This is a genomic window from Bradyrhizobium sp. LB13.1 (genome assembly GCF_054056815.1).
This window is the reverse complement of the sequence record NZ_JBSRYQ010000001.1, coordinates 6,361,467-6,375,504: the sequence shown is the minus strand read 5'-3', so window position 1 is coordinate 6,375,504 and position 14,038 is coordinate 6,361,467. Positions and strand designations below refer to the sequence as shown.

At 63.6% G+C, this 14,038-nt stretch carries 10 protein-coding genes and 1 pseudogene; all 11 read left to right on the top strand.

The features are described from left to right. Window positions 1-64 precede the first annotated feature (64 nt). Complete coding sequence (locus ACVWYI_RS30855) at window positions 65-1,090, top strand: ABC transporter substrate-binding protein (RefSeq protein WP_247341385.1); 1,026 nt, start codon at window positions 65-67, stop codon at window positions 1,088-1,090. Between the two features lie 29 nt (window positions 1,091-1,119). After that, on the top strand, window positions 1,120-1,824 hold the full coding sequence (locus ACVWYI_RS30850) for an NUDIX hydrolase (RefSeq protein ID WP_456664038.1): 705 nt from the start codon (window positions 1,120-1,122) through the stop codon (window positions 1,822-1,824). A 95-nt stretch (window positions 1,825-1,919) separates the two neighbouring features. After that, window positions 1,920-3,230, top strand: coding sequence for an ABC transporter substrate-binding protein (locus ACVWYI_RS30845; protein ID WP_456664037.1), 1,311 nt, complete (start codon window positions 1,920-1,922; stop codon window positions 3,228-3,230). 31 nt (window positions 3,231-3,261) lie between these two features. Next, window positions 3,262-4,030 (top strand): annotated as a pseudogene (locus tag ACVWYI_RS30840) (ABC transporter ATP-binding protein). Between the two features lie 3 nt (window positions 4,031-4,033). Then, on the top strand, window positions 4,034-4,738 hold the full coding sequence (locus tag ACVWYI_RS30835) for an ABC transporter ATP-binding protein (protein WP_247341394.1): 705 nt from the start codon (window positions 4,034-4,036) through the stop codon (window positions 4,736-4,738). Window positions 4,739-4,751: 13 nt separating this feature from the next. Continuing rightward, a complete protein-coding gene (locus ACVWYI_RS30830) occupies window positions 4,752-5,633 on the top strand; it encodes a branched-chain amino acid ABC transporter permease (protein WP_247341396.1) in 882 nt (293 codons plus the stop codon). Beyond that, window positions 5,630-6,649 carry a branched-chain amino acid ABC transporter permease gene (locus ACVWYI_RS30825; protein ID WP_247341398.1) on the top strand — a complete coding sequence of 340 codons (1,020 nt, stop codon included), beginning with the start codon at window positions 5,630-5,632 and terminating at the stop codon, window positions 6,647-6,649. Before ACVWYI_RS30830 ends, ACVWYI_RS30825 begins: the two co-directional genes overlap by 4 nt. Then, a complete protein-coding gene (locus tag ACVWYI_RS30820) occupies window positions 6,609-7,538 on the top strand; it encodes a polyphosphate kinase 2 family protein (protein ID WP_247341400.1) in 930 nt (309 codons plus the stop codon). Before ACVWYI_RS30825 ends, ACVWYI_RS30820 begins: the two co-directional genes overlap by 41 nt. Window positions 7,539-8,468: 930 nt before the next feature. Further along, window positions 8,469-10,793, top strand: a complete 2,325-nt coding sequence (locus tag ACVWYI_RS30815) for a mechanosensitive ion channel domain-containing protein (RefSeq protein WP_247442907.1) — start codon at window positions 8,469-8,471, stop codon at window positions 10,791-10,793. A 103-nt stretch (window positions 10,794-10,896) separates the two neighbouring features. Continuing rightward, entirely contained in the window at window positions 10,897-11,895 is a 999-nt protein-coding gene (locus ACVWYI_RS30810; RefSeq protein ID WP_247341403.1) for a tripartite tricarboxylate transporter substrate-binding protein, read from the top strand. A 285-nt stretch (window positions 11,896-12,180) separates the two neighbouring features. After that, on the top strand, window positions 12,181-13,833 hold the full coding sequence (locus ACVWYI_RS30805; protein WP_346730922.1) for an NAD-dependent malic enzyme: 1,653 nt from the start codon (window positions 12,181-12,183) through the stop codon (window positions 13,831-13,833). Window positions 13,834-14,038: the final 205 nt, after the last annotated feature.

Sequence of the window (14,038 nt, the reverse complement as noted above, 5' to 3'; positions counted from 1 at the left end):
GGCACCTTCTCAGGCGGCGCACGCTGCTCTATCGTGCGCCTCGAATTGAGACTGGGAGGAAACCATGAAGAAACTGTTTGGCCGGCTCGCCGGCGCGTTGCTCGCGCTGACGCTCACCACCGGTCTTGCCGCGGCGCAAAGCAAGATCACGATCGCCATCGGCGGCGGCTCCTGCCTGTGCTATCTGCCGACGGTGCTGGCCAAGCAGCTCGGCGAATACGACAAGGCGGGGCTCAGTGTCGAACTGGTGGACCTCAAGGGCGGCTCGGACGCGCTCAAGGCCGTGCTCGGCGGCAGCGCCGATGTGGTCTCCGGCTATTTCGACCATTGCGTCAACCTCGCCGCCAAGAAGCAGGAGCTCCAGGCTTTCGTGGTCTATGACCGCTATCCCGGCCTCGTGCTGGTGGTTTCGCCCTCGCACACCAACGAGATCAAGTCGATCAAGGATCTAGCCGGCAAGAAGGTCGGCGTCAGCGCGCCCGGCTCCTCCACGGACTTCTTCCTCAAATACATGCTCAAGAAGAATGGGGTCGATCCCGCCAGCGCTGCCGTGATCGGCGTCGGCCTCGGCGCCACCGCGGTCGCCGCGATGGAGCAGGGCCAGATCGACGCCGCCGTGATGCTCGATCCCTCCGTCACCGTGCTCCAGGGCAGTCACAAGGATCTTCGCATCCTCAGCGACACCCGTACCCAGAAGGACACGCTCGAGACGTTCGGTGGCGAATATCCGGGCGGTGCGCTGTACTCGACCGCGGCCTGGGTTGCCGGCCACGAAAAGGAGACGCAGGCGCTGACCAACGCGATCATGGGCACGCTCGCCTGGATCCACTCGCACTCGCCCGAGGAGATCATGGCGAAGATGCCGGAGGAGACGGTCGGAAAGAACAAGGACCTCTATCTCGCGGCGCTCAAGAACACGATTCCTATGTTCTCCGAGACCGGCAAGATGGATCCGAAGGGCGCTGATGCCGTGCTCGCGGTGTTCAGCGTTGGCTCGCCCGAGGTCGCTAACGCCAAGATCGACGTCAGCAAGACCTTTACCAACAAGTACGTCGAGCAGGCCAAGAAGACCACGGGGAGCGCCAAATAACTGACGCGAAGGTGGGGTCATCAGGCGTCATGACGTCATCAATCATTCATCGCGTCACCACCCTTGATCTCGCCGTGCGGCCGATCGTCTGGCCGTTCGCCGAGGAGCGGCGCGCCGAGATCGCCGCGCATTTCGCCGAGAAGCAGCGTGAGCGGCCGAAGATTTGGAACGGCCGTGTCCTGCTCGGGCGTGATCCCGTGTTTACGGATGGCCATTTCACCGCGACCTATTTCGAGACCGATTTCGCGAGCTTCCTCGCCTGGCGCGACTGGGGCATTCCCGACAAAGCCGTGTTCAACGGTTTCGGCATGGGCGCGCTGCGCACCTCCGACGGCGCCTTCGTGATGGGCGAGATGGCACAGCACACCGCCAACGGCGGGCGCATCTATTTCCCCTCGGGCACGCCCGACCTTGACGACGTCAGGGGCGACACGCTCGACATTTCCGGCAGCGTTGTCCGCGAACTCGAGGAAGAGACCGGCCTGACCGCGGCCGACTACCGTGCCGAGCCGGACTGGCATTGTGTCGTCTCCGGGCCCACGATTGCAATGATGCAAATTATCAACCTGGACATGCCGGGTGACGTGGCGCGTGCGCGGATCGAAGCCAATCTGGCGCGCGAGGCTGAGCCGGAGCTCTCGGCTATCCATCTCGTGCACGGGATGAGTGATCTCACGCCGTCCATGCCGCGATTTGTCACGGCCTTCGTCGAGCAGCAGTTCGCGTCGCGCTGATTCGCGAGGCTTGACATCGCTGCGCTCAGCCCATGTGATGGGCAAAAAAGTAAAAGCAAAAAGAATGCAATGCACAATCGTCCAGGGAGGTTTTGATGCGCGTGCGCATGGCTGCCCGCTTGGTGCGTGGGCTGTTGGTCGCGATATCAGCGACGGGCTTGGCGATCTCCGCCCAGGCTCAAGAGAAGAAGATCAAGATCGGCGTCGTTTTCGATTTGACCGGACCTCTCGCCGGCGGCGGCTCTGAGCTCGGCTATATCGGCGCAAAGATCATCCTCGACCACTTCGCCAGGACCGGCGTCGAGGGTTACAAGATCGAGGCGGTCTATGCCGACGCGCAGAGCAAGCCCGACATTGCCATAAACGAATCCGTCCGCCTGCTCGAGCAGGAGAAGGTCGACATGGTGCTCGGCTTTTTCTCGTCGGCGCAATGCGTGCCGGTGGCCGCGCGCGTCGAGCAACTCAAGAAGTTCATGTGGATGACGACCTGCATCTCGTCGGCCGTGTTCAACGAGAAGGGTTACAAATACGTCTTCCGCCCGCAGGCGAGCGGCGACCAGTTCGGCATGATGACGATGGATTTCATCGCGCAGAACGCCAAGGCGAAGTTCGACAAGGAGCCGAAGGATCTGCGCGTCGCCATCATCCACGAGGACGGCGCCTATGGCGTCGACGTGTCCAAGGGCAACGAAGCCGGCGCGAAGAAGGCCGGCTTCAACGTCGTGATGAAAGAGGGCTATTCGGCCACCGCACCTGACCTCTCCGCGCTGGTGACCAAGTTGAAGCGCGCCAAGCCCGACGTGATCTTCCACACCGGCTACAATCCGGACATTACGCTGCTGTTGCGCCAGGCCCGCGAGCAGGGCCTGAAGTTCGGCGCCCTGATGGGGCATGGCGCGGGCTACGGCGTCTATGAGAAGCTGAAGGAAGGCATGGGCGCCGATGCCACCTACATCTTCAACACCGACCCCATCTCGATCTGGCTTGCCAACCAGAAGACCATGGATCCGAAGCTCCCTGCGGTGATCAAGATGGTCGGCGAGGAGTTCGACAAGATCCGGCCCGGCGTCGCCATCCGCTCGGCTCATGTCGGCATCGGCGCGTCCAACACGTATGTGTTCATGAATGACGTCCTGCCGCGAGCGATCAAGAAGTACGGTGGCGTCGATCCAGATGCGCTGCGCAAAGCGGCGCTCGACACCGACATCCCAGAGGGCGGCACCATGCTCGGCTTCGGCGTCAAATTCTACGGCGAGGGCACGCCGATGGCCGGGCAGAACGAGCGCTCGTTCCCGGTCGTGATCCAGTACATCGACGATAAATCCTCGGTGGTGTGGCCCAAGAGCCAGGCGCAGCGCGAGGCCGTGCTGCCGCTTCCGAAGGGCACCACCTACAGCAACCAGTAGCGCAAATACGCGTAGCAAGGAGGGCGGAGCGGTGCTGGAAGTCAGCGGGCTGGTGAAGCGGTTTGGTGGCTTCACCGCCGTCAACAACGTGTCGTTCAAAGTCGATCAGGGCGAGATCCTCGGCCTGATCGGCCCCAACGGCTTCGGGCAAGAGCACGATCTTCAACATGCTCTCAGGCACGCTGGCGCCGACATCCGGTTCGATCCTGTTCGGCGGCTCCGAGATCGCGGGCCTCGCACCGCACCGGATCATCAACAGTGGTATCGGCCGCACCTTCCAGATCCCGCGGCCGTTCCGCCGCTTGACGATGTTCGAGAACGTCGCGCTCGCCGGATTCTACGGCCAGGGCCGCCACAGCCGTGCCAGGGCCGAGGAGGCGGCCGAGCGATCGCTGGCCATGGTCGGCCTGCCGACCGATCGCCACGCCAGCGTCGATGGCCTCGGCGCAGCCGGCCTGAAAAAGCTCGAACTGGCGAAAGCACTCGCGACTGGGCCAAAACTGCTGCTCGCCGACGAGAGCCTCGGCGGGCTCGACGAAGCCGAGATGGGCCAGGCCGCCGACATGCTGCGCAACATCCGCGACGAGCTCGGCATCACCATCATCTGGGTCGAGCACATCATGGGCGTTCTGATGCGCGTCGTCGATCGCGTGATGGTGCTCGACCACGGCGAAAAGATCTCGGAAGGTTTGCCGAGCGCGGTTGCCGGCGATCCGCGCGTCATCGAGGTCTATCTCGGCACCGATGCCGAGACCACGCAGGCCGCGGCCGCCGAAGCGCGCCGCCGCGCGGGAGGATAGTCGATGCTGGAGCTCCGCGCCGTCAATGCCGGTTACGGCACCTTCCAGGCGCTGTTCGACGTCAATCTCGACGTGAAGGCCGGCGAGGCGGTCGGCGTCATCGGCCCGAACGGCGCCGGCAAGACCACCTTGATGCGCGTCATTTCCGGCCTGATCCGTCCCGCGCGTGGGTCGATCGCGATGGAGGGCATCGACGTCGTGGCGACGCCGTCGCACAAGATCGTCAGTCTCGGGATCGCGCATGTGCCGGAGAACCGGCGGCTGTTTCCGCAGCTCTCGGTCGACGACAATCTCAAGATGGGCGCCTTCATGAAGGAGGCGCGCGGCCATTATGCCGAGCGGCTGGACGTCGTGTTCGATCTGTTTCCGCGCCTGAAGGAGCGCCGCCACCAGATGGCCGGCACCATGTCCGGCGGCGAGCAGCAAATGTGCGCGATCGGACGCGCGTTGATGTCGAATCCAAAGCTGCTGCTGCTCGACGAGCCGTCGGCGGGGCTGGCGCCAGTGGTGGTGCAGCAGGTGTTCGAGCTGGTGAAGCGGATCCGAGCAAGCGGGCTGACCGTGCTGATCGTCGAGCAGAATGTGCAGCAGGTGCTGAAAGTGGTCGATCGTGCCTATCTGATCGAGGCGGGCACGATCAGGTCCTCAGGCACCTCGGCCGAGATGCTGGCGAGCGACACGGTCAAGGAAGCGTATCTCGGGGTGTGAGGTTCATGCGGGCATGCAAGCATTTTTGGACATTTTCGACATCTACCTGCTGGAGGCCGTGATCAACGGTATCCTGCTCGGCGGCGTGCTGGCGCTGCTCGCGCTCGGGCTCAACCTGATCTTCGGCGTCATCGACGTGACCTGGATCTGCTACGCCGAACTGGTGATGATCGGCATGTACGCCATGTATTTCATGGTGCAGCATTACGGCATCAGCTATTTCGTCGCCGCGCCGCTTACCATCCTGCTGGTCGCGGTGCTCGGCGCGGCGCTGCATTACCTCGTGATCGCGCCGCTGCTCACAGCGCCTCCGATCAATCAATTGCTCGCGACCGGCGGGGTGCTGTTCGTGCTCCAGAGCTTTGCGACCGTCGCCTTCGGCATCGACTTTCGCAACCTCGGCATCCGCCTGCCGGTGCTCGCCTTCGGCGAAATGCATTTTAGCTATGCGCGGCTGCTGTCCTTTCTGGCGGCGCTGGTCGGCATGGTCGTGGTCTATCTGTTCATGACGCGGACCTTCACCGGCACCGCGATCCGGGCGATCTCGCAGGACCGGCAGATCATGGCGCTGATGGGCGTCGACACCAAGCGGATCTATCTCATTACCTCGGCACTCGGCGGCGCTCTGGCCGGGCTCGCCGCCTGCCTGCTGGTTCTGCAATATGACGTGCATCCCTTCGTCGGTCTGTCGTTCGGACCGATCACCTTCCTGATCTGCGTGCTCGGCGGCCTCGGCAATTTCATCGGCGGCTTCATCGCCGCCTTCGTGTTCGCCGAGATCATCTCGCTTGGCGGCCTGTTCTCCGATCTCGAATGGGGCTATGTGCTCGCCTTCGCCTTCTTCATCGTCATGATGTTCATCCGCCCCGCGGGCCTGCTGGCGAGGCGCCGATGATGGGGCGGGGGCGGCTTGCAGCCTGGGCGATAGGATTAGCGGCGCTGGTCGCGCTGCCCTTCGTCTATCGCGATCCCTATCATCTGCACATCCTGGTGCTGATCCTGATCTGGTCGTTCGCCTATACGTCCTGGTCGATGATGGGGCGGTTCGGCCTCGTCTCGCTCGGCCATGGCGGTTTCATGGGTATCGGCGCCTATGTCACCGCACTGCTCTGGAATCATCTGGGATGGTCACCCTGGATCGGCATCCCCATCGGCATGGTCGCGGCCGGCGTGCTGGCGCTGATCGTCGGCTATCCCTGTTTCCGCTTCCGCATCACCGGGCACTATTTCGTGCTGGTGACGCTCGCGCTCTCCGGGATCGTGCTCCAGGTCATCACGGCGACGCGCGACTATACCGGCGGCTCGCTCGGCTACACGCCGAACCGGGCCCCGGGCAACAAGCTCCTGGCGCTGCAATTCGACGACAAGATCACCTGGTACCTGATCGCGCTCGGGGTCTGGCTGTTCGGCATCGTGGTCTGGCACTGGGTTGACCGCAGCATGGCCCGCTATGCGCTTGAGGCGATCTCGGAAGACGAGGACGCTGCGGCCGCCGCTGGCGTCGACGTCACGGCGGAGAAGCTGAAGATCACGCTGCTCAGCGCGGTGATGACGGCGCTCGCCGGCGCGATCTATTGCCAGTACCAGATGTTCATCACGCCCGACACCGTCAGCGGCATCGCGGTGTCGCTCCAGATGGTGTTCGCCGCCATCGTCGGCGGCCTGTTCGTCTCGCTCGGCCCGACCTTCGGCGCCGTCATCACGATCCTGCTGGCCGAGACCTTGCGCATTGGTTTCGGCACCAAGGCGGTCGGCTGGGACAATCTCGTCTACGGCGTGTTGCTCGTGCTTTTCATCATATTCCTTCCCAAGGGTATCCTTGGTAGCTTGCTCGATCGATTGAAGCCGCAACGCAAGGTGCCCCGCGCTCATGAGCAAGAAGCCGTCCAAATCGCTCGCCCAGGAACTTGACCGCTACATCACGCCGTTCCGCTACGATGGATCGGGCAAGTTTCATCTCAAGGACCACAAGACCGACGCGAAGGGCGACCTCGACAAGGAGAAGGCGCAGGAGCTTCTCGACGCCAACAAGAAGCGGCTGATCGCGTTTCAGGAGAAGCTCTACGCCCAGGACCGCTGGTCGGTGCTAATCGTGTTCCAGGCGATGGACGCCGGCGGCAAGGATTCTGCGATCAAGGCGATCTTCGAGGGCATCAATCCGCAGGGCTGCGAAGTCAGTGCGTTCAAGGCGCCGAGCAGCAAGGAGCTCGACCACGACTTCCTCTGGCGTCACGTGATCGCGCTGCCGGAACGCGGCCATATCGGCATCTTCAACCGCTCTCATTACGAGGAATGTCTGGTGACGCGCGTGCATCCGGAGATCCTTGCCAAAGAGAAGCTGCCGCAAAAGCTCGTCACCAAGAACATCTGGAAAGAGCGGTTTGAGGACATCTCCGCCTTCGAGCGCTATCTCTCGCGTAACGGCACCGTGGTGCTGAAATTCTTCCTCAACCTGTCCAAGGACGAGCAGCGCGAGCGCTTCCTCGACCGGCTGGAGGATCCGTCCAAGCAGTGGAAGTTCTCCATGGACGACATCAAGGAACGTGCGCTGTGGCCGCGCTACCAGGCGGTCTATCAGGACATCGTGCGCCACACGGCAACGCCGCATGCGCCGTGGTATGTCGTGCCGGCCGATCACAAATGGTTCGCCCGCGTCGTGATCGGGTCGGCCATCGTCGCAGCGCTCGAAAAGCTCGATTTGCGCTTTCCGCGCGCCGACAAGGCGTCGCGGGAGGAATTCGGCGAGGTGCGCAACGCGCTGGAGAAAGAGGGCAAGGGAAGCAAGGGGCGAGCGAAGTGACAGTCGATTGGCGCGAAGCCCGCCCACTCGTGGTCACGGACAAAAAACGCGAAAACAACCCCATGCACAGTAGCCGAGGATAGCGAAATCAATGGCTTGACGGACACTATAGACGGCTGCGGATTTTACGAAGCCGTTTGACTCGTCGGGCAAAACAGGAGCAGGATGTCACCATCGGCCCCGTCGTCCCCTCAATACCCGCGGCCCCACCAGTAGCAGAGGCGCTCGACATTGGTGGGAAGGACGGCCTCGTAATTTGCCCACTGCCGAAGGGAATTTATTCCGCGGTCCGCTGCGGCTTATCTGTCGCAGTGAGATGGAACGCGTCCTGAAATGTGATACCTCAGGCGGTCGATCCCGCTTGACAGTTTTGTGTCACGGGTGGAGCATCGCAATGGTCGCAAACAAGCGACGCGCAATGTCCACATCAAGAGCAAGGGGAGGTCTATGACACCACCTCCGCAGACCCAGCCGCGTTAATTGCGATGGAGCTCGTTCGGACTATCGCATAGCGGCAGAATCCGCGAACGGCACGCCGGGTCAAGGTTTAGTGGGCTGCATCAGTAAGGCAAAGCCCCTACCTGCCCGGCGCTGTATTGCGCATCACATCGATCATGTCGGATGGCCGTGACGGGGCCGCCGCGACAGGCGTTTTTGACATCCTGCCTCTCTCCTCCTCATCGCCGTCATTCCGGGCCGACTCCCGGAATGACGGGAGAGGTTGCGCGTACTGCGTCTAATACGCGCCCGGTGTCTCCGAGACCGCGGTTCCCGTTTCCTGCGTTGCGGCAAATGCCAAGAGAATGTCGCCGCATCGGCAAATTTCCGACACAGGACCGGGGCGAATAACGCCTTCCGACATGACGCATGCGCTTCGGTGATGACGATTCCGATTCCGCCGGCGCTTTTGTTTTTTTCCAGGGAATCCTCGTGTCGCAAAAGCTTGCCCCGGCGCTCTTCGCCGTTCTCTTCCTCGCGATCTCGTCTTTCACCAGCGCTCGCGCAGAGCCGCCGGCCGCCAACAGTGCTGCTGCAGTGTCGCCGGAGGAGGCCAAGCGCGCGCTGGAGACGCTGCAGGACGACAAGAAGCGCGCGCAGATGATCGATACGTTGCGCGCGATCGCGAATGCGCCCGGTCAGCAGCAACCCGCGCCCGAGCAGAAATCGCCGATCCCGCTCGCGGCCGACGGCCTCGGTGCGCAGCTCATGCTCACCGTGTCTCAGGAGATCGGCGAAATTTCGCGAGACGTCGCCGATATGGCCAGGACGCTCACGCACTTCCCGGCGTTCTACTACTGGATCGTGCGGACCGCGAACGATCCTGCGGCCTATAATCTCCTGATCGAGATCGGTTGGAAGCTAGCGCTGGTGTTCGGCTGCGCCTATTGCGCCGAATGGGTGATGTTCCGTCTGATCCGGCGCCCCGTCGCGTTCCTGGAAGTGCGCATGCCGCAAGCGGCGCGTCTGCCGGTGCAGGTGTTGCCGATTGCCGATCCGCCGTCATCCGTGGCCGATGTCACCCCCGCGCCCGAATTGCACAGGCGCCGCCACAGCCTGGCGCGGGCCTGGCAGGTCATGCTGCGGCTGCCCCTCGTGCTGGGACGCTTCCTGCTCGAGCTGCTTCCGGTGTTGGTCTTTGTCGGCGCCGCCACGGCGCTGCTCGGCACAGAGATCGGCGAGCCCACCACCGTCCGCCTCGTGATCCTCGCGGTCGTCAATGCTTATGCGTTCTCGCGCGCGCTCATCTGTGCGGTCCGTGCGCTGGCGGGACCGTTCGGCTTGTTTCCGGTCAGGGCCGAAACCGCGGCCTATATCGAGATCTGGGCGCGTCGTATCGTCGGTGTCGGCGTCTCCGGCATCGCCTTTGCCAACGTGGCGCTGCTGCTCGGCCTGCATCGTGCCGGCTATGCCGCGCTCCTGCGCATGGTGATGCTGGTCGTGCATCTCTTCGTCGTCGTCATCATCCTGCAAAGCCGCCGCCAGGTCGCCGAAGCCATCCGCGCGCCGGCCGACCGGCAGGGGATCGCGGCGCGACTGCGCAACCGCATTGCGGGCGGCTGGCACTATCTTGCCATCGCACTCGATCTTGCGCTGTGGGCTGTGTGGGCGCTGAACATCCGCAACGGCTATTCGCTGCTGCTGCAATACTTCGTCGGCACCATCGCGGTGGTGCTGATCACGCGTGTTGCCATCATGCTGACGCTGGGCTTGATCGACCGCGGCTTCCGCATCAAGCCGGAGATCCTCCAGCGCTTTCCGGGTCTCGAGATCCGCGCCAACCGCTATCTGCCGCTGCTGCGCAAGATCGTATCCAGCGTGATCGCCTTCATCGGCCTGGTGGCCGTGCTCGAAGTCTGGGGCGTCGATGCCATCGTCTGGTTCTATGGTGGCCAGATCGGCAGCCGGCTGATCTCGGCGGTGATGACGATCGGCGTTGCCGTACTCATCGCGGCGGCGATCTGGGAAGCCAGCAACGCGCTGCTGGACCGCCAGATCAATACGCTGTCGCGCGACGGGCACTATGCCCGCGCCGCGCGGCTGCGGACCTTTCAGCCGATGCTGCGGACAGCCTTGCTCTGCGTGATCGCCTCCGTCGTCGGCCTCACGGCGCTCAGCGAGATCGGCGTCAACGTCGCGCCGCTGCTGGCGGGCGCCGGCATCGTCGGCATCGCCATCGGTTTCGGTTCGCAAAAGCTGGTGCAGGATCTGATCACCGGTCTATTCCTGCTGCTGGAGAACACCGTCCAGGTCGGCGACAGCGTCAGCGTGTCGGGACTATCAGGCGTGGTCGAGAACGTCTCGATCCGGACTATCAGGCTCCGTGCCGGCGACGGTGCCGTGCACATCGTGCCGTTCAGCGCGGTGACGACCATCACCAATGCCAGCCGCGGCGCCGGCAATGCGTCCGTCAGCGTCAACGTCGCCTACAAGGAAGACACCGACCGCGCCGGTCAGATCCTCAAGGATATCGTCGACGAGATGCGCCGCGAGGTGGAATTCCGCGCGTTGATCCGCGGCGATCTCGATCTCTGGGGCGTCGACAAGGTCGACGGCGCCATGGTGTCGATCGTCGGCCAGATCCGCTGCACAGAGGCCGGACGCTGGCCGGTGCAGCGCGAATTCAACCGCCGCATGAAACAGCGTTTCCAACAGAACGGCATCGAGGTCGCATCCCCCACCCAGACCATCTTGATGCACGTCGCGCCTCCGGCTGATAGCGCCGCCAATTTGACGCCAAGGCGGGCGGCCGTATAGTCGCTCCGCTAAATTTCCGACTTGCCTCGGCCCGTCCGGCAGCGTTCACTCCGGCCCCAGCCCGTTGACAACATGCGGGCGGCAAAAAGGGTGGGAGAGACTGATGCGGGGGCTGTGGGTCGGATTGCGCGGCCATGCGATGGTTGTGGGCGCGCTGATTGGATGTACGACGGGGATCGCACCTGCGAGCGCGCAGCCGTTTCCGTCGCGTCCCATCACCCTCGTGGTGCCGTTCGCTGCGGGCGGTCCGACCGACACGCTGGCGCGCATCCTGTCCGAACGCATCGCCGCCGAACTGCACACGACGGTCGTGGTCGAAAACGTGGCCGGCGCCTCCGGCAGCATCGCCGGCGCCCGCGTTGCGCGCGCAACGCCTGACGGCACCACGATCACGATCGGTCATTGGGGCACGCATGTGCTCAACGGCGCGATCTTCAAGCTGCCCTACGACGTGATCGCCGATTTCGAACCGGTCGCAACGATTGCGATGGGCACGCAGCTGATCGTCGGCCGGAAGTCGCTCGAGGCCAACAATCTGAAAGAGATGATCGCCTGGCTGAAGGCCAACCCCGGCAAGGCGACTGCCGGCACAGCCGGCGCCGGCACGGGCGCCCATGTCGCCGGTGTCTTCTTCAAGGGAAGGACCGGCACCGATTTTCAGTTCGTGCCTTATCGCGGCGCAGGGCCTGCCATGATCGACCTCGTGGCCGGGCAGATCGACATCATGTTCGATCAGGCCTCTAATTCTCTGCCGCAATACAAGAACAATGCGATCAAGGCGTTCGCGGTGACGTCGCCGACACGGCTCGCGTCTGCGCCCGACATTCCGACCGTCGACGAGGCGGGCCTACCCGGCCTCTACATTTCCTACTGGCACGGCATCTGGGCGCCGAAGAGCACGCCGAAGGAGATCGTCACAAAGCTCAACGCGGCCATCGTGACCGTGCTTGCCGATCCCTCCGTCAAGCAGCGTTTTGGCGAACTGGGGCAGGAGATTCCGCCAGCGGATCAGCAAACGCCCGCGGCGCTCGGAGCCTTCCAGAAGGCCGAGACCGAGAAATGGTGGCCGATCGTGAAGGCCGCCGATATCAAGGCGGAATAATACCAATTCCTCATCCTGAGGAGCCCGCGGAGCGGGCGTCTCGAAGGATGCGCCGCGGGAGAGAGCAGGGCCTGCATGGTTCGAGACGCGCGAAGACGCGCTCCTCACCATGAGGAGCGGGAGTCTTGCGGCGTTAATCTTTTCTCGCGCGCAACTGCCGGTCTTCACGAAAATCTCGCTGCGGTGCGAGATCACAATCAATGCCTGAGTTTCTACGTCCTTGATATCAGGTGAGGGGTGGCCGACAATGATTGCGGCTCAACAAGAAACTCCCTGGGGGAATTCGTGAATAGACCTGCTCGGGTCAGCGCCCATTCGACGTCATCCGACACCGCGCACGGCATGACGCTGCTGCGCGATCCCTTGCTCAACAAGGGCACCGCCTTCACGGCGCAGGACCGCGACGCGCTCGGCTTGCGCGGCCTGCTGCCGCCTTGCGTGCTGACGATGGAGACCCAGGTCGAGCGCGTGCTCACCAATCTGCGCACGCTGCCGACCGATCTCGAGAAATACGTCGCGCTGAATGCGCTGCACGACCGCAACGAGGCGCTTTTCTTCCGCGTCGTCGTCGACAATATCGACGAGATCCAGCCCATCATCTACACGCCGACGGTGGGGCTCGCCTGCCAGAAATACGGCCTGATCTTCCAGCGGCCACGGGGCATGTTCATATCCTCGCGCGATCGGGGCCAGATCGGCGAAATCCTGAAGAACTGGCCTTACCGAGCCAAGCTGATCGTCGTCACCGACGGCGAGCGCATCCTGGGCCTCGGCGATCTCGGCGCGAACGGCATGGGCATTCCGGTCGGAAAACTCTCGCTCTATTCGGCCTGCGCCGGCGTGCATCCCGAACTGTGCCTGCCGATCGTGCTCGATGTCGGCACCAACAACGAAGAGCTCCTGAACGATCCCTATTACCTCGGCCTGCGCGAGCGGCGGCTCACCGGCGAGGCTTATGACAGCTTCGTCGACGAATTCATGGTCGCCGCGCGAAAGACCTTCCCCGGCGTGCTGATCCAGTTCGAGGATTTCGCCAATCACTCGGCGTTCAAGCTGCTGCACAAATATCGGGATGACGCCTGCGTCTTCAACGACGACATCCAGGGCACCGCAGCGGTGGCGCTCGCCGGCCTTTTCTCGGCCTTGCGCATCAACGGCGGCAAGCTCAGGGATCAGCGCATCCTGTTCCTTGGCGCAGGCGAGGCTGCGACCGGCATCGCCGACCTCGTGGTCTCCGCCATGAAGGCCGAGGGCGCCTCGGAGGCGGAAGCGCTCCGCCGCAACTGGCTGGTGGATTCGCGCGGTCTTGTCGTTAGCAGCCGCGAAGGCCTCTCGGGTCACAAGCTCCGTTATGCCCATGCCGATCAGGCGCCGATCGCCGACTTCCTTACCGCGATCAAGACGCTGAAGCCGACGGCGATCATCGGCGTTGCCGCGGTCGGCGGCGCCTTCACACCCGACGTACTGAAGGCAATGGCCGAGCTCAACGAGCAGCCGATCGTGTTTGCGCTCTCCAACCCGACCTCGAAAGCCGAATGTTCTGCGGAAGATGCCTACCGCTACACCGCGGGCCGCGCGCTGTTTGCCTGCGGCAGCCCGTATGACCCGGTCAAGCTCGACGGCCGCACCTTCGTGCCGCGCCAGGGCAACAACTCCTACATCTTCCCGGGCGTCGGCCTCGGCGTCATCGCCAGCCGTTCACGGCTGGTGACGGACGAGATGTTCATGGCCGCCGCCCATACGCTCGCCAATTGCGTCGGCAAGGACGATCTTGCGCAGGGCAGCCTCTACCCGGCGCTGCCGCGCATCCGCGAGGTCTCGGTTCGCATCGCCGCCGCCGTCGCCGACGTCGCTTTTCAGCGCGGGCTCGCGGACGGACCCGCGCCGAACGACGTGAAAGGCCTGGTCCAGTCGCAGATGTACGAGCCGAAGTACTGAGCGTGATGACTTTTGATTGACTCGATCTGGCGGCTGGCCCGGTCACCTCTCCCGCTTGCGGGAGAGGTCGGCGCGCTTGCGCCGGGTGAGGGCTCTATCCTCTTGGGAAGTCCCACTGCGGAGACACCCTCACCCCAACCCTCTCCCGCAAGCGGGAGAGGGAGCGCACCGCCCCCGCGGGTCGCAACGCGCCTCGTTAGGTCAG

Excerpts from the sequence above, each read along its gene's own strand:
- ACVWYI_RS30850 (WP_456664038.1), top strand. The coding sequence starts at position 1,120 with ATGACGTCATCAATCATTCATCGCGTCACCACCCTTGATCTCGCCGTG.
- ACVWYI_RS30855 (WP_247341385.1), top strand. The coding sequence starts at position 65 with ATGAAGAAACTGTTTGGCCGGCTCGCCGGCGCGTTGCTCGCGCTGACG.
- ACVWYI_RS30820 (WP_247341400.1), top strand. The coding sequence starts at position 6,609 with ATGAGCAAGAAGCCGTCCAAATCGCTCGCCCAGGAACTTGACCGCTAC.
- ACVWYI_RS30830 (WP_247341396.1), top strand. The coding sequence starts at position 4,752 with ATGCAAGCATTTTTGGACATTTTCGACATCTACCTGCTGGAGGCCGTG.
- ACVWYI_RS30835 (WP_247341394.1), top strand. The coding sequence starts at position 4,034 with ATGCTGGAGCTCCGCGCCGTCAATGCCGGTTACGGCACCTTCCAGGCG.
- ACVWYI_RS30845 (WP_456664037.1), top strand. The coding sequence starts at position 1,920 with ATGCGCGTGCGCATGGCTGCCCGCTTGGTGCGTGGGCTGTTGGTCGCG.
- ACVWYI_RS30825 (WP_247341398.1), top strand. The coding sequence starts at position 5,630 with ATGATGGGGCGGGGGCGGCTTGCAGCCTGGGCGATAGGATTAGCGGCG.
- ACVWYI_RS30810 (WP_247341403.1), top strand. The coding sequence starts at position 10,897 with ATGCGGGGGCTGTGGGTCGGATTGCGCGGCCATGCGATGGTTGTGGGC.